Genomic DNA, 15004 nt, shown 5'->3' on the forward strand with positions numbered 1-15004 from the left:
TACTAGGCCACTGCAGCCAATTCAGCCTTTCTAAGCTCTTTCATCCTCAAGCCGATGTTACCGAAAATTAGCATCAAGCCGCCGATAATTTGGTAGCCGGTTAAGCCCATGTCGAGGAAAAGCCAATTGATCGCAGCAGCAAAGACAGGGAAAGACAACTCGGCCAAGGTGGCAAGTTGCGCAGGCACGGTTTTTAACCCTTGGTAATAGAACCACATGCCGATAAAACCACTCAACAAGGCCATTGCGATCGCGAGGCTGAGATCAATCGACTTCATCGCTACCAAGCTATCAGACTGCGCTAACGCCATGGGTAATAACACCAATAAACCCGCGACAAAACGCCCCGACATAATGGCATTAGCAGGCATATGTTGATGTGATAAATATTTACCACAAACGGTTGCTGCGCCCCATGCGATCACGGCGATGAGCGTGTAGCCATAACCTTTCATGATGCTGGTAGTATCGCTTGAATAGTGCCATTGTGCATCGCCCAATTGGCGAAGATCCGGCCACATCATCACAAAACTGCCCAGTAAAATCACCGCTGCCCAGCGGACAAACTGTCCTTCAATACGTTCTTTCAACAACCAATAAGCCAACAGGATCGCCACAATGGGTTGCAGCTTTTGCAGCAAGATAACCACAGTAGGATTGAGGTAGTGAAAGGCTTCGGTAAATGCCAAGGTGCCCATAGCAGAGCCGATGCCGCCAATAAAAAACAAACACGAAAAGCCGCTTATCGACATATGACGATAGACATGGCGGTAGCGCCACAGCATAGGACTGACGAACAACACCAAAGTAAGGTGTTCGATTAAGACAATTTGCAGAGTGGAATAACCCGCTCCCAACAAGGGATAACGAATTAAAGTATCAAGCGCCCACGTAAAGCACGCGATCATGATAAAGAATGTTCCTGCCATCTTTGGTTTCTCCAAATAATAAGATGCACAGGGGTGATGAGAACGAATAGTACCAAGCGCTGCACATAAAAAAGCACAGCACAGAAACGCCTAAAGAAATTAGGCGCAACTAAGACTTGGTCGATCTTCTATCATCCGGACTATGACCGTCGGCTCTGGAGTCTCACCAGATCTGCTGACCCTTGCTGCTTAAAAGACACTTATTAAGGCAAAGAAACAAGGCGCTCGCGGGCTGTTTCATTGGATTATAAAACCAAGAAAATCACCGCCGGTGGGGAATTTCGCCCCGCCCCGAAGTTCGATTAATGTAAAAAATTACTGCCTAACTTTAACTCCATCACCTGACTTAGGCAATAAGTTCTCTATGTCGATGAATGAAATAGTCTATTTCTAATACAATAAAAAGTGTGACCACGTGTCACGCATTCGTATACACTCTTTATCCAAAAAATAATTCATTGAGTGGGATAACTCCAATGCAGACTTCTTCTAAAAGCGGGATTTTTTACGCCTTAACAGCCTTTACCTTGTGGGCTATTGCGCCAATCTATTTTAAAGAAATGTCGTTTGTCCCTGCACAGGAAATTCTTGCCTACCGCGTTATTTGGTCATGCCTACTCGTTCTTATATTAATTGTACTACTGCGCTACACCGACGCTTTAACAAGGGTCTTGCGATCTCCCAAAACATTATTAGCCATGCTGGTTTCAACCGTGCTGATTGCAGTGAATTGGGGAACCTTTATTTGGGCAGTACAAAACAACAAGATGCTCAGTGCCAGCTTGGGTTATTACATCAACCCACTTATTAGTATTTTATTAGGCGTAATCTTCTTCAAAGAGAAGTTAGATATAGTGCGTAAGGCTGCGGTGTTTTTATGTTTCTGCGCAGTTGTTTTTGAGGTCATTCAATTTGGTTCATTGCCTTGGGTCGCCTTGTCTCTCGCTGTAACGTTTGGGTTTTATGGGCTGGTCCGTAAAAAAGTGGCCGTCGATAGTTTCACTGGTATGGCCATCGAAACCGCTATTTTATTACCTTTCGCTCTCATCTATTTAATGCTCAGTGACTCACCAAGTGCCAATATGTTTGATAATACCAGCACGGTAAACTGGCTGTTATTTGCGTCTGGACCAATCACCATGGTGCCACTAATGTGCTTCGCAGCCGCAGCGAACCGAGTAAGTATGGTGACGCTTGGCTTCTTTCAATATATCGGACCAACTGGCATGTTTTTTCTGGCGGTTTTTTTATACGACGAGCCGCTAAGCTCAGAAAAGTTCACCACTTTTGTGCTGATCTGGTCGGCACTTGCCATGCTAATTGTGGATTCCATTCGCCGAATGCGAAAGGCCAAAGTAGCTAAGCCGCTTACCAACAACAGCACCAGCTGACCTTTTTTATAAAGTGGCCCTAATAAAGAGCAACGCTTACGATATTTAAAAAATATACGCGGTTTTCACCATGTTTAAATATTGAAAAAGTTGCTCTTTTTTTGTTTCTTTTTTAGCCATCTGGCCTCACAATCGCGGCATGTTTGGCTATTGACTATATGAAATGAAAATTATCTCTTTTGATGCACTAAGAACCTTACACTTACCTCATGTTCGCTACATAAAACCAGAGTCTATGTACGACCATCTAGAGGAAATTAAGGAGGCTGATTGGCTACTATTTCCACAGTACTGGCAGCTAACTGCTTTGGTTTTTGGGCTGAAGAAGCGTATTTTTCCAAGCCTTTCTTCATACATGATCGGTCACGACAAAATCGAAATGACGCGAACCTTCCGTACGATTACTCCACAACATCATCCTTATACCCTTATTTCTGCAAACACACCTTTTGAAGCGGAAAAGATTTGGGATGAAATGCCATCACCATTTGTCGCTAAAATTCCGCGTAGTAGTATGGGCCATGGCGTATTTCTCATAGAAACAATAGGTCAGTGGAGAGACTATATTGCTCAAACTGACGTGCTGTATGTACAAGAGTATTTGCCAATAGACAGAGACATGCGCGTTATTTGGATCGGTAATAAAATCGTTAGTGGATATTGGCGCTTACAATCAGACAACGGCTTCCACAATAACATCAGCCAAGGTGGACAAGTAGAAGCCGCTCTGATTCCAAAAGAAGCTCAAGATCTAGTCACTTATTTGGCGGAATCATTGGACATCAACCACGCAGGGTTTGATATTGCCATGGTTGGCTCTGTACCTTATGTGATTGAGATAAATCGAATTTTTGGTAATCAAGGCTTGCCGAACATCCAACAAGATGTAAATGATGAGCTGCTTAACTACCTCAATGAGCAACATTTATTAACAACCGCTATGTTAATCGATCAACCCAGCGGTTTTTGATCCAATATATCTCCTTGCTAAGGTGCCTACACGTCTTAGCAAGGCTAATGTATAAAGTACTACCCAAACTTGCTCACAGAAGAGTTTTGTCATTCTTGCATCATATAGCATAGCTACTATAGAACAATGCAAAACCACTATTGCTGCTCTTGATGTGGGAATTGGAGGCTCCGTACAGCGCGAATATTCAATGGGGTGTTTGCCGTAATCAGGTAAGTCGCTTACTGGTTAGGATACTTTATAACAAAAAAGAAGTTGGTTTTAAAAACAGTTGTAATCCAATCGCTCGCGGCAGCTACTTTTATCGTATCTAGACATGCTTAATTTAAGGGAAAGGTACTTACTGGTTTTGCCTTGCCATAATGATCATTTTATCAAGTGCGGCGTGTAATCGCTTAGCGGCGTCAGGTCTAATACGAGTTTTGGCAGTACAATCATTGATAGCTGCGGCGTATTCCGTAAACAGTTTTTTCTCTGAATAACGCTCATTAAGATGCCTAAAAAACGTCGCTCTTTGCCGATCAAACAATCGCTGCATAAGTGTGGCTTGAGATTCATTGCCGCCATACAGATTTAATAATTTTGGAGTAATTACATCAATTTGGAGAAAATCTTTATAGGCAGATAGGCCGCCGTGTACTATTGTCATATCTTCTGCATCATAATTATCGGTGAAATTATCTAATTTAGAATCAACAAATTCCACCAACGCGAGGCAAGAGTTAAGTTCATTAATCGAAGGGTTCGCGGCAAACAATGTAGCCGAACAAAGTGAACTGATGATAAAAATGAGATTTTTACATACCTTCATAGTCCGTCTCCTTTTTATTATTGCTGTAAAGCGATTCGAATACTCAGCTGACAACGCTACACCATTTGCATAAAATAGCACCAAGGGTTGTTTAAGCAAAAACATATTGTAAATAATTATCAACAATACTTTGGTGTTTTAAACAACTTAAGTACAAAAATAGCGAGACACCTTCAATATGAAGCCGCCGTTATTAGATTTTACATTCAGAAATTATACATTCAGTAGAAGGGGGGTTATTCGCCAGTTTGTTCACTGGACGAATAGGTCTTGGGGCAAAAAGTACCGCCACAGCCATGAAGGACGGTCTCTGCGTAGACGAAACAAAAAATACATTCAAAGCTGCTGATCATGGCGTCTTCAGCAGATGGAAGGAAATCTTTATCACAACACTCGCAATTAGGTCTTAGCGCTAGCATACCTCACTTTAGATGGATCAAAAAAAAACAGATTTCAATCTAACAAAGATCCATAGGCTGCACTACAAAAACCTAAGATATTAGTGGCTATATGCTCAGCTCGCCAAGGTAAAACGTGCCATAGTTTGCTTCATCGCGGCACTTTGCCCACTCAACTCTTCGGCTGCAGCCGCCCCTTCAACCGACCCTGCGGCATTCTGCTCAACAACATCGCCAACAGAAACAATGGCACGCGCCACCTCATTAACAGCGAGAGACTGCTCGCTGGTCGCCGTAGCAATTTTCGCCACCACATCAGTCGTTTGGCTGATGCCATCGAAAACTGTCTGTAGCGATTTCGCCGTACTCTCAGCGATAGATACACCATTCTCAGTTTTTGACGAAGATAACTGTATTAATTTCGCGGTTTCAGTAGCAGCGGCGGTGCTCCTTGACGCCAAACCTCGCACTTCATCAGCAACCACTGCAAAGCCTCGTCCTTGTTCACCGGCTCTGGCGGCTTCAATCGCGGCATTTAAAGCTAATAAATTGGTTTGCTCAGCGATTTCATCGATCGTTTTAATAAAGCCTGAAATAGTTAATCCTGCTTCTTTAATATCCTTCATCGCAATCACCATATCTTGCATATCAGCTTGACCCTTAATAACCGCCTGCTGAGCCATCGCTGCTAATGAGTTGGCCTCTTTCGCACTTTCTGCATTTTTACTAGTTTGAACGGAAAGTTGCTCTAATGCGGCAGAAATTGTTTGTAAGTGATCTTTCTGCTGTGTCGCACCTTCTGCCAGTGAATGACTAAAACTAGACACCTGGGAACTACCAGAAGCAATTTGATCTCCTGCATTTTGAATGTCCGTCAAAATAGTGTTCAGATTTTTCACCATATCTTGTAACGCCTGACCTAGGCTATCTTTGTCCGAAGCCAACACCACCTTGGCGGACAAATCTCCATCGGCAATTTTTTGCGCCAATATAGCTTTCGCTTTTAAGCTATCAACCATACTACGAATAGCCGCATACAAGCTGTCCTCTCGCTCATTATTATTGGGCAATTGGACCTCTAAATCGCCTTCTGATACACGTCTAACAACGTGAGTCACCAACGAAGGATCGCCACCTAATTGGAGCATCGTCGAACGTGTAATGAGCCACGCAATAGTAGCGCCGAGCAAAATGGCAACCACGACAATGGCTTCAATAATATAAACCGCTTTGAAATTACTTTCTTCTAACTCTGGGCCAAGTTGATCCTGAGCGCTTTTAATGGATAACTTTAAGTCTTCTGTGGCCTTACTTACCGAATCACCCAGTGGGTTTAAAGAGCCTTCTATAATGGTGTTCCGATCAAAAATGACGTTAACGACATCAGAAAATGCCTTTTCATAAATAGCAACATCGTGAATGACGTCTTCCAGTAACGCCTTACGAGCTGGATTTTGAAGCTCCTCTTCTAAAACAATAAGTTGGTTATCTAAATCAGAAAATTCTTTTTTGACGCGATCTACTTCAGCCAAGCTATTAGTTTCTAAAAACTTCAGCGCATACAAGCGAGCAAGCAGCAAACTTCTAGTAGATAAAGACGCGTTATAAGCCGCAGAAACATCACCATCATTTTTAGCAGAAACGAGTATTTTAGTCAGGTTTTTCTCAATATCCGGACCATAAACATTCAATATATCATCAACCAACTCATTTCTTTTTTTCTTTAAAATGACAACACTTTCAACACCATCAAGATAATTATCTAACGAAAATCCAAGCTCTTTAATTACCTCGATTTCTTCAGGTTTCTTAATATCCGTTGTCGCATTACTCAAAAACTGCTGGGTATTATTCCAATAGAGATCAAATGCCTCTTTGTCTTCTGAACTACCCGAAAGAATAAAATCTTTTTCCTTCATACGAGCCATCAACATATTAGCCTGTACTCTACCTACAGCATTCGTTGCTCGTGCCAAAGAACGATAATCACCAAAGCCATCCGAAGCCTTCGTTAAAGCGAAATAGGCCGTGGAGCCAACTATCACTAATAGAACCATAACAACCGAAAAGCCTAAATATAATTTCTTTGAGAAGCTGACCATCATCTGAACCCTTTTAACATAGAGTAATACCTTTATTAAAATAGAGGATTAAATTTAAAAAATAACTTTATAATGTGTATTGATTTGTAAAATAAAGATACAAAATAGTGGAAAAAGAATCATTATTATAAAGAGTATGTTTATATTTTCTAAAACAGGATGAATATATTTTTTTTATTTGTCATGATCTATCCGAGACGACAAAAACATCCTTAAAACTATTTGATCAGAGCAACCTCATGAATAAGCACACAGCCACATCTGCGGATGTCGCAGCCCTAGCCGGCGTATCTCAATCTACCGTATCACGTAGTTTCGATCCTAATAGTCGAATTTCCGTGGCGACTCGTCAGCGTGTCTTTGAAGCGGCAGAACAACTTGGCTACCAAATAAATAAAGCCGCGCAAACCATGATTAAGAAGCGCAGCGATCTTGTCGGCCTTGTCACAGCCGGATTAGAAGACCCTTTTCGCTCTGAGTTTTTGCACAAGCTCATTATTGAAGTTCAAAACTGTGGACTGCGACCTATGGTCATGGACGTGTCTGATAGAGAAACCATAGACGAAGAGCTACATGGGCTGATTCAATATCAGTTAAGCGGCGTCATCATCACCTCAGGAACGCCCAGTGAGAATATCGGAAAGGCCTTTATAAGACACGGTATTCCCGTGGTATTGGTAAATCGTACAGAACATTCCGATGAAGCTGACATTGTTAATTTAGATAATGAAGGCGCCGGTGAAATGGCTGCAAAAGCCTTTATAGAATCAGGTAAAACGAACCTTGTCGTCGTACGCTCTAAAAAGCCCAGCTTTAGTAGTGTAATGCGTGTTAAAGGTTTCCTAAATTATTTAGCCCCCTTCCTAAGTGGAGATAAAGTGAACGCCACCGAAGTTTTGTGTGATGCCGGAAACTATGACAGTGGTTATCAAATTGCAGACAAGATTTTAACCTCGCAACACAAACCGGATGGCATTTTTTTCTGCATGGATCATATAGCATGTGGCTTTCTAGACTCAGCTAAGAGACTAGTCTCCCCCAACGAGATGAGCGCTATTGGAGTCATTGGCTGTGATGACATTGCCCTCGCCAGCTTTAGAGCCTATGATTTAACGACCATTAGACAATCATCAAGCGAAATTGCAAGAGCCTCGGTAGAAACTCTATTAAACAGATTACAATCCCCAACCTCGGCGCCCAGTAAGCAAGCTATTCCTGTGGAGCTCGTCTATCGTTCTACTTTGGCTAAGCCACAACGAACTAATATTGAATAGAAAAGCACTCCATTTATACTGACCGAAATACGTTACCTATTGAACTCAATAGAATTTTTATTTCACATATAATTTTTTTTGAAATTTGCCTTTCGTTATAGAGATTTGCCTAGTATGCTTATGTTGTTGTTCATACGTATGCACAACTCTTAAAAACATCAGGAGGCAATATAAAAATGAAAAACTCTCCCTATATCCTTAGCCTTGCTATCGCGACCGCAGCCACCCTAGGCGCGGCCCCCGCTATGGCAAAAGGCAAGCTAAATGTTCTTTGTTCCACCGATACCGATTGGTGTAGTTTGATGGAAACAAGTTTTGAAGCCGAAACAGGTATTGATGTCTCTCTTATTCGTAAGAGCTCGGGCGAGGCTTATGCACAACTACGTGCGGAAGCCAAAAACCCAAAAATCGACATTTGGTGGGGCGGCACAGGTGATCCACACCTTCAGGCGGCAGCCGAAAAGCTCACTCAAGTATACAAGCCAAAAGCCCTTTCTAGCCTTCGAGATTGGGCACAAAATCAAGCAAAAGTATCCGGCTACCGTACGGTCGGTGTGTACGCTGGCGCGCTGGGTTTTGGCTACAATGAAGACATCCTAAAATCCAAAGGTCTGCCCGCACCTCAATGCTGGAAAGATCTCACCAAACCAATGTACAAGGGCGAAGTACAAGTCGCCAACCCAAATTCGTCTGGTACGTCTTACACCGCACTCGCCACGTTTGTACAAATGATGGGGGAAGACACAGCGTTCGACTTCCTTGCGCAACTGCATAAGAACATCAATCAATACACAAAATCTGGTTCTGCACCAATTAAAGCGGCTTCCAATGGTGAGACAGCCATCGGTATTACCTTTATTCACGACATCGTAAAACAGGTGAAAAAAGGCTACCCAGTCAAAGCTGTCGCGCCGTGCGAAGGCACCGGCTATGAAGTGGGATCCATGAGTATCGTCAAAGGCGCTCGCCACTTAAGAGAAGCCAAAGTGTGGGCGGAATTTGCTTTACGCCCAGACATACAGACGATGGCAGCAAAAGCCAATGCTTACCAAGTACCATCCAACCAGTCAGCAACGACACCACCGGGTGCGCCTGACTTCGATACGCTAAAACTGATCGATTACGATTTTGCTAAATACGGAGCGGCGGACACTCGCCAACATTTGTTGCAACGTTGGGATAATGAGATCAAGTCTCTACCACGTTAATCATACCGACAAACTTGTTTTGACTGAGATCTGTTGAGGCCAAACCTCAACAGATACTCACGTTCCTATTTGGAGTATCGATCGTGAAACACTCTTTTATTCCGTGGCTATTGCTCGGCTGGGTCGGTTTTTTACTGATGCCGTGGTATCTGCTTGAAGACGGTTTTTGGTCCTTTGTTTGGTTAACGGACGGCTATCCAACTGACCTATATTACGCGCCTGCCATACTGCAAGGTCTACTTGGTGATAAGCTTTGGTTACTGCCAATAGCCTTGCCTTTACTTGCTCCTTTACGCTTGATGTCACTAACGAAAAACGACCCTAGATACAGTCGTTATTTAATCTATTCTGGTGCATTTGGGCTGATCTATATGATGGGCCAAGGTTTCGCCATTGGCGTCACTGGTTGGCAGTTTGCCGGATTAGACTCTCTGTTTGGTGAATTGGAGCAGCAGCAATATGGTTTCGGCTACGGCGCCATGCTGTGTGGCCTGTCTTTTTTAATTCTCTTGACCACAGGGTTGGCCGCAAGAGGCTTTTTAAAGGGCGACGTCTTTGTCACTGGCAGCATAGGTTTGATCGTTGCTTTAGTTGGCGTATTTGTATTCTTTCCAGTGAGCCAAGTACTGATCAGCGCCTTTATGGATAACGACGGCGCGTTTGCACCAACGGCGTTTTTGGGGAAATTTTTTAGCGATAACATTTGGTCGCTGTCCTGCCTTAGCAGTGGTTATACCTGTGGTACCGCTTGGAATTCACTGGCCTTAGCCATTATGACCGCCACTATCACCACATTGCTCGGTTTGTCCTTCGCCTTAGTCGTGACGCGCACCGGTTTTCGCTGGAAAAGGTCCTTACGCCTGCTAACCGTGTTACCTATTATCACACCACCCTTTGTGATTGGTTTGGCGCTGATCTTATTATTCGGCCGTTCTGGTGTGGTCACACAATTCTTTGCCGATGTGTTCAGCATCGAACCAGGCCGCTGGCTTTACGGCATGCCTGGTGTATTGCTGGCGCAAGTCCTGTCGTTTACACCGATTTCCTTTTTGGTATTAATCGGCGTAGTCGAAGGCGTCAGTCCTTCCATGGAAGAAGCTTCTCAAACTCTTCGAGCTGATCGCTGGCGTACCTTTGTGAATGTTTCACTGCCATTAATGCGCCCCGGTTTAGCCAACGCATTCTTACTGGCCTTCATTGAAAGTTTGGCTGATTTTGGCAACCCTATGGTATTGGGTGGCGACTTCGATGTCCTGTCGACCGAGATATTTTTTGCCATCGTCGGTGCTCAGAATGATCAAGGTTACGCGGCCGTTTTGGCCATTCTTCTGCTCTTCTTTACGTTGAGTGCATTTTTCCTTCAGCGTCACTGGATTGGCAAAAAGTCCTATACCACGGTCACAGGCAAAGCGGATTCGGGTGCTTATATGGGTGTAAACCACGGCATGAAACTGGCTTGCTACATGACCGCTTTGCCTTGGGCGGCATTAACCATCGTCATCTACGGCATGATCATGTTCGGTGGTTTTGTACAAAACTGGGGCTACGATAACAGCTTTACCCTGCAACATTATCAAGATGCCTTTTCGATCGGTTGGGGGGAATTTGGGGTGATTTGGGAAGGTGCCGCATGGGATTCTCTGTGGACCACACTAAGCATTTCAGCGCTAGCAGCGCCATTTACGGCCATCGTTGGTTTGCTTACGGCTTACTTATTGGTCCGACAGCAGTTCAAATGGAAAAGTACATTTGAGTTCGGCACCATGTTGAGCTTCGCCATTCCCGGTACCGTTATTGGTATCAGCTACATCCTAGCGTTTAACGTACCACCATTAGAACTAACGGGTACCGGTGTGATTCTGATTATCTGCTTTGTTTTCCGCAATATGCCAGTGGGTGTACGCGGTGGCATTGCCGCCATGAGTCAGCTGGATAAAAGCTTAGATGAAGCATCATTGACCTTAGGCGCAAACAGCCTAATGACCTTTCGACGCGTGATTCTGCCCTTGCTTCGACCTGCGATTATCGCCGCTTTGGTTTACAGCTTTGTGCGTGCCATTACGTCTGTCAGCGCAGTGATCTTCCTTGTCAGCGCCGATCACAACATGGCGACCTCTTACATCATAGGTTTGGTTGAAAACGGGGAATATGGCATTGCCATCGCCTACTGTAGCGTGCTGATTTTAGTCATGCTCGTCACCATCATTGGCATTAATTTGTCAGTAGGAAAACGCCGCCTAAGACGCACAGAGTCCATCTCTCATACACCCACTACTTCAAGTCCCTCTTTTAAGGAGAAACACGCATGAGTCTCCATTACAAATCTGGCTCAGTGAGCTTTGAAAACGTCATTAAAACCTTTGGCAATGTTACCGCCATTGATAACGTCTCGTTCACCATAGAGCCAGGTAACCTAGTGACTTTATTAGGACCAAGTGGCTGTGGCAAAACCACGACTTTGCGAATGCTAGCAGGTTTAGAACACCCGACTTCCGGACGCATTATGATTGGCAATAAAGACGTGACACACCTTCCCGCAACGGACAGAGACGTCAGCATGGTGTTCCAATCCTATGCCTTATTTCCTCATATGACGGTGGCTGAAAACGTCGCCTATGGCCTAAATGCCAGTGGGGTTCATAAAATCGAAGCCAAAGAAAAAAGCGAAGAAGGCTTAGATCTGGTTGGATTAGCCGAATATGGACAGCGCTACCCCAGTGAGTTATCCGGTGGTCAACAACAACGAGTGGCGGTGGCTCGAGCTTTGGTTTTAGAGCCTGAGGTGCTGTTGCTAGACGAACCCTTATCCAACCTCGATGCCAAGTTACGCCGTCACGTTCGAGAAGAAATTCGAGAACTCCAACAGAAAATTGGCTTAACAGCCGTCTATGTGACGCACGATCAAGAGGAAGCCTTGGCCGTCTCAGATCGTATTATCGTGATGAATCGTTCGGTGATCGCTCAAGAAGGCAGTCCACGTGAACTCTACGAAGCGCCTGCGTCGAACTTCATTGCTGATTTTATCGGTGACGCGAATTTGGTCGACGCGGACATCATTGCAACGGATGGTGAAACAGCGGAGGTAGCGGTCGGAGCGCTTCGTTGTTCATTGCCCCAGCGTGAGTTTACGAAAGGACGCGTGCAATTGGCGGTACACCCAAGTTCTGTGCGTTTGTCCATCCGATCTCAGGCGTCAACAGGGCTCACTGGCACCATTAAACGGGCCACTTATTTAGGCAACCAAATGCAATACGACGTTGACTCCGAAGTGGGTAGCTTATTTGTTGTCGACTATCGTGTAGAGCAAGCAATTCCCGTCGGTTCCGATGTGTCTATTGCGTTTTCAAATCGCGGTCTTGCATTAGTTAAGACGGCTTAGAGTGGAGTACAACTCATGTTTTTAGCTCATAACTTAATAGATCAAGCGATCGTTCAACGATTCGAACAGGCTGAAAAAGTCATCAAGGTGGCCGGCAGCCAAGCCTTAGAGTATTTCCGCAATCGAGAAAAGCTGGTCGTCGAAACAAAAATGGAACCGCAAGATGTGGTCAGCATTGCCGATCGAAACGTCGAAATCACCATCATAGAAGGTTTACAAACCGCTTTCCCGCACGACAGCTTTCTTGGCGAAGAACAAGGCATCACCCAAGGAGACAACCAATATTTGTGGGTTATTGACCCGATTGATGGCACTGCCTGCTTCCTCAATGGTATGCATTCTTGGTGTATTTCGGTTGCGCTCATGGTAAACGACAAAATTGCTTGTGGCTTGATCTTTGATCCAAACAGTAACGAGCTATTCAGCGCAGTGGCAGGAAAAGGTTGTTTTGTGAACGACAAAAAAGTCGAAACATTGAATGTCAATTCACTGCAAGACGGCGTGATGGGATTGGGAACGTCACACCGTGTACCAGCAGAACTGTGCGTTCACTTCGTTGATAAGTTGTTGAACCAAGGCGGAATGTTCATCCGTAATGGCTCTGGTGCTCTGATGCTTGCCTATGTGGCGGCAGGTCGCTTAATTGGCTACTACGAACCTCATATCAACTCATGGGACTGTTTAGCTGGCCTCATTATGGTAGATGAAGCCGGCGGCTCAACCAATGACTTTTTGTCAAATGACGGATTACTAAAGGGCAACCCCATAATCGTGTCCGCTAGCGGAATCAAAAACTCACTAAGCCAGATGATTAACTAAAAAGTATCCATCTAAAAATGCATTTCGTCGAACTTTACCGCCTTACTGCTTGAGCAAATAGGCGGTTTTTTTTATCCACTAAAAAGCCTCAAGACACAATATTAGGCGCTGTTTTATTAAGGCGCTTCGGACGCTTTTCCCAACGTACTTTGACCTCAAATTGCTGGCTGTCTTCATCGTCCGAAGCGGTCACCTTTAAGCGCATAAGCCCTTTGGGGTCTAGGGTTAGCACGCCTTCTTTTTCTTCACTAAATTCCAGCTTGCCTTTCGATAAGCCTTTCGAAAGCGCTTTTAGAACATCTTGAATATCGTCGACATCCAGTAAGGCTTCATACTTAAACTCTGTTTTCGATTTCATAATACGTGCCCGTAGATTCCTTGTAACTCTTCTGCCGTAATGACTTTCGCCGTGGGATAATCGCAACTCAGACCAACAATACCTGTGTCTTTACCAATCAAGGTCGCGCCAATACCGTGACCTTTTAAACCTTCCGCGGTACGCGAATGACAGTCCAAAGTGATATCCGCCTCCACATGCACCAAGCCTTTTTTAATTGCGATACGCTGGCCTTGCTGACGATTGATATGACCTTGAACCACAACATGAATACCAGCTTTGTGAATGGCATGTACGCCACGGTGCGTCAAAGGTAGATCGGCATCACGATATTTGGTGCGAAAAGTATTGGCAATTGAACTGTAATAAAAGCTGAATAAATCACGACGTTTTAAATTACGGTGAAAGGCTTTATTCGCGTACTTTGTGCCACTTTTCAGCAACATTTGCCCCATACTGTCATCCAAACCGGCATGCAAAAACAAAAACGAACCGCGCTTGGCGACCAATTCCATCTTGCGAAAGAACCAATTGAACTCGCCTTTCTTATGGAGAAACAACTGCTGACATTTCAACGAGGTCGCGTAGACTTGTCGCAAGCTCAACCCCGCCGACAGACAATGCTTCTCGAAACTGTGGTTCTTAGATTCCATTTTACGCACTTCACGATCGATGCCTTCCGCGGTCAAAAAACCCGCCGCATGAAATGGAAATTCTTTAAACCAATCATCGCCAGGGAAAAGTAACGCTCGACAAGTGTCTTCATCGGGAATTTTTTTGTCCCATTTCGTATCAGCCAAATATTCGTCAAAAACTTCACGAAATAAGGGCACGACTTTTTTACCCATGCGCACAAAAAAGTGTTGGTTGCCCACGTCCTTCTTACGAGCCAATGCCAACAAGCCCATTAACAAGCGCAAATCATGATTTCCGGCCAACAAGGTAACGCGCGCTTTCAGCTTATAAAGCTGTTTGACACTGCGCAGTAATTCGAGATTACTCGGCCCTTTATCCAAACAATCTCCGCCTACGATGATTTCCGACTGTTTGCCTTTTTTCGTCAGGGAAAGGTGTCCCAAGTCTGCTTTTTTCTTGCGTTCCGCCACACCTGCTGCGATCAAGGAATCCTCAAAAGCCACCGCGTCCGCATGAGGATCAGAAATAAACACCACCGAACGTTTTGGCCAGCGCAACTTATTCTTTTTGAACAAAGAAGGCGTTTTATTGGGCTCCAAGACATGACTGTTTACTGAGCTTGCATCCCGAGGCCAAGCCGTCCATTCTCTCGGCAAACGAGCAATAATGTCAGTATGATGAGGGCGTTCTGTAATAACGGGAATAGGGCTCTGCATGCTTCGCTTACCTTTCTGTTTTTAAATTAAATGA

13 protein-coding genes and 1 riboswitch are annotated in these 15004 nt (G+C 44.5%); of the genes, 7 read left to right on the top strand and 6 right to left on the bottom strand.

Annotated features, from left to right (window positions below; translation table 11 throughout):
• Window positions 1-2: 2 nt before the first annotated feature.
• Window positions 3-929: a DMT family transporter gene (locus tag DFP80_RS08125; protein ID WP_113916299.1), complete on the bottom strand. Its 927-nt coding sequence runs from the start codon at window positions 927-929 to the stop codon at window positions 3-5.
• Between the two features lie 119 nt (window positions 930-1048).
• Window positions 1049-1232: riboswitch (FMN riboswitch) on the bottom strand.
• A 173-nt stretch (window positions 1233-1405) separates the two neighbouring features.
• Between DFP80_RS08125 and rarD the strand changes: the two genes are divergently transcribed.
• Together rarD and DFP80_RS08135 are read left to right on the top strand one after the other, a co-directional pair.
• Entirely contained in the window at window positions 1406-2320 is a 915-nt protein-coding gene (gene rarD, locus DFP80_RS08130; protein WP_113916300.1) for an EamA family transporter RarD, read from the top strand.
• Window positions 2321-2483: 163 nt separating this feature from the next.
• On the top strand, window positions 2484-3290 hold the full coding sequence (locus tag DFP80_RS08135) for an ATP-grasp domain-containing protein (protein WP_113916301.1): 807 nt from the start codon (window positions 2484-2486) through the stop codon (window positions 3288-3290).
• A gap of 340 nt (window positions 3291-3630) precedes the next feature.
• On the opposite strand, the gene DFP80_RS08140 is transcribed toward DFP80_RS08135, so the two are convergent.
• The 3 genes from DFP80_RS08140 to DFP80_RS08150 all read right to left on the bottom strand — a co-directional run bounded on the left by DFP80_RS08140 (window position 3631) and on the right by DFP80_RS08150 (window position 6604).
• Complete coding sequence (locus DFP80_RS08140; protein ID WP_113916302.1) at window positions 3631-4101, bottom strand: hypothetical protein; 471 nt, start codon at window positions 4099-4101, stop codon at window positions 3631-3633.
• Between the two features lie 236 nt (window positions 4102-4337).
• Window positions 4338-4520, bottom strand: coding sequence for a DUF1272 domain-containing protein (locus tag DFP80_RS08145; RefSeq protein ID WP_241560232.1), 183 nt, complete (start codon window positions 4518-4520; stop codon window positions 4338-4340).
• Between the two features lie 95 nt (window positions 4521-4615).
• Window positions 4616-6604, bottom strand: a complete 1989-nt coding sequence (locus tag DFP80_RS08150; protein WP_113916303.1) for a methyl-accepting chemotaxis protein — start codon at window positions 6602-6604, stop codon at window positions 4616-4618.
• Window positions 6605-6840: 236 nt separating this feature from the next.
• Here DFP80_RS08150 and DFP80_RS08155 point away from each other — a divergent pair, with 236 nt between their 5' ends.
• From DFP80_RS08155 to DFP80_RS08175, 5 genes are all read left to right on the top strand, one after another.
• On the top strand, window positions 6841-7875 hold the full coding sequence (locus DFP80_RS08155; RefSeq protein WP_113916304.1) for a LacI family DNA-binding transcriptional regulator: 1035 nt from the start codon (window positions 6841-6843) through the stop codon (window positions 7873-7875).
• Window positions 7876-8051: 176 nt separating this feature from the next.
• The gene (locus DFP80_RS08160) at window positions 8052-9083 is read left to right on the top strand and encodes an ABC transporter substrate-binding protein (protein ID WP_113916305.1); all 1032 of its coding nucleotides are present in this window, start codon (window positions 8052-8054) and stop codon (window positions 9081-9083) included.
• Between the two features lie 83 nt (window positions 9084-9166).
• Window positions 9167-11392 (top strand): ABC transporter permease, encoded by a 2226-nt coding sequence (locus tag DFP80_RS08165; RefSeq protein WP_241560231.1) that lies wholly within the window; start codon window positions 9167-9169, stop codon window positions 11390-11392.
• Complete coding sequence (locus DFP80_RS08170) at window positions 11389-12462, top strand: ABC transporter ATP-binding protein (protein ID WP_113916306.1); 1074 nt, start codon at window positions 11389-11391, stop codon at window positions 12460-12462. Before DFP80_RS08165 ends, DFP80_RS08170 begins: the two co-directional genes overlap by 4 nt.
• A 15-nt stretch (window positions 12463-12477) precedes the next feature.
• Window positions 12478-13281 (top strand): inositol monophosphatase family protein, encoded by an 804-nt coding sequence (locus DFP80_RS08175; protein ID WP_113916307.1) that lies wholly within the window; start codon window positions 12478-12480, stop codon window positions 13279-13281.
• A gap of 88 nt (window positions 13282-13369) precedes the next feature.
• Here the strand turns inward: DFP80_RS08175 and DFP80_RS08180 are convergent, their stop codons facing one another.
• Both DFP80_RS08180 and DFP80_RS08185 read right to left on the bottom strand, forming a co-directional pair.
• A complete protein-coding gene (locus tag DFP80_RS08180) occupies window positions 13370-13639 on the bottom strand; it encodes an amphi-Trp domain-containing protein (protein ID WP_113916308.1) in 270 nt (89 codons plus the stop codon).
• On the bottom strand, window positions 13636-14970 hold the full coding sequence (locus DFP80_RS08185; protein WP_113916309.1) for a metallophosphoesterase family protein: 1335 nt from the start codon (window positions 14968-14970) through the stop codon (window positions 13636-13638). The genes DFP80_RS08180 and DFP80_RS08185 overlap by 4 nt, the downstream gene beginning before the upstream one ends.
• Between the last annotated feature and the right edge of the window lie 34 nt (window positions 14971-15004).

This window comes from Marinomonas rhizomae (genome assembly GCF_003315485.1).
In the GTDB taxonomy this organism is placed as follows: Bacteria; Pseudomonadota; Gammaproteobacteria; order Pseudomonadales; family Marinomonadaceae; genus Marinomonas; species Marinomonas rhizomae.

What these genes read in the sequence shown, in the direction of transcription:
- DFP80_RS08125 (WP_113916299.1), bottom strand. Translation starts at nt 929, where the DNA reads ATGGCAGGAACATTCTTTATCATGATCGCGTGCTTTACGTGGGCGCTT.
- rarD (WP_113916300.1), top strand. Translation starts at nt 1,406, where the DNA reads ATGCAGACTTCTTCTAAAAGCGGGATTTTTTACGCCTTAACAGCCTTT.
- DFP80_RS08135 (WP_113916301.1), top strand. Translation starts at nt 2,484, where the DNA reads ATGAAAATTATCTCTTTTGATGCACTAAGAACCTTACACTTACCTCAT.
- DFP80_RS08140 (WP_113916302.1), bottom strand. Translation starts at nt 4,101, where the DNA reads ATGAAGGTATGTAAAAATCTCATTTTTATCATCAGTTCACTTTGTTCG.
- DFP80_RS08145 (WP_241560232.1), bottom strand. Translation starts at nt 4,520, where the DNA reads ATGCTAGCGCTAAGACCTAATTGCGAGTGTTGTGATAAAGATTTCCTT.
- DFP80_RS08150 (WP_113916303.1), bottom strand. Translation starts at nt 6,604, where the DNA reads ATGATGGTCAGCTTCTCAAAGAAATTATATTTAGGCTTTTCGGTTGTT.
- DFP80_RS08155 (WP_113916304.1), top strand. Translation starts at nt 6,841, where the DNA reads ATGAATAAGCACACAGCCACATCTGCGGATGTCGCAGCCCTAGCCGGC.
- DFP80_RS08160 (WP_113916305.1), top strand. Translation starts at nt 8,052, where the DNA reads ATGAAAAACTCTCCCTATATCCTTAGCCTTGCTATCGCGACCGCAGCC.
- DFP80_RS08170 (WP_113916306.1), top strand. Translation starts at nt 11,389, where the DNA reads ATGAGTCTCCATTACAAATCTGGCTCAGTGAGCTTTGAAAACGTCATT.
- DFP80_RS08175 (WP_113916307.1), top strand. Translation starts at nt 12,478, where the DNA reads ATGTTTTTAGCTCATAACTTAATAGATCAAGCGATCGTTCAACGATTC.
- DFP80_RS08180 (WP_113916308.1), bottom strand. Translation starts at nt 13,639, where the DNA reads ATGAAATCGAAAACAGAGTTTAAGTATGAAGCCTTACTGGATGTCGAC.
- DFP80_RS08185 (WP_113916309.1), bottom strand. Translation starts at nt 14,970, where the DNA reads ATGCAGAGCCCTATTCCCGTTATTACAGAACGCCCTCATCATACTGAC.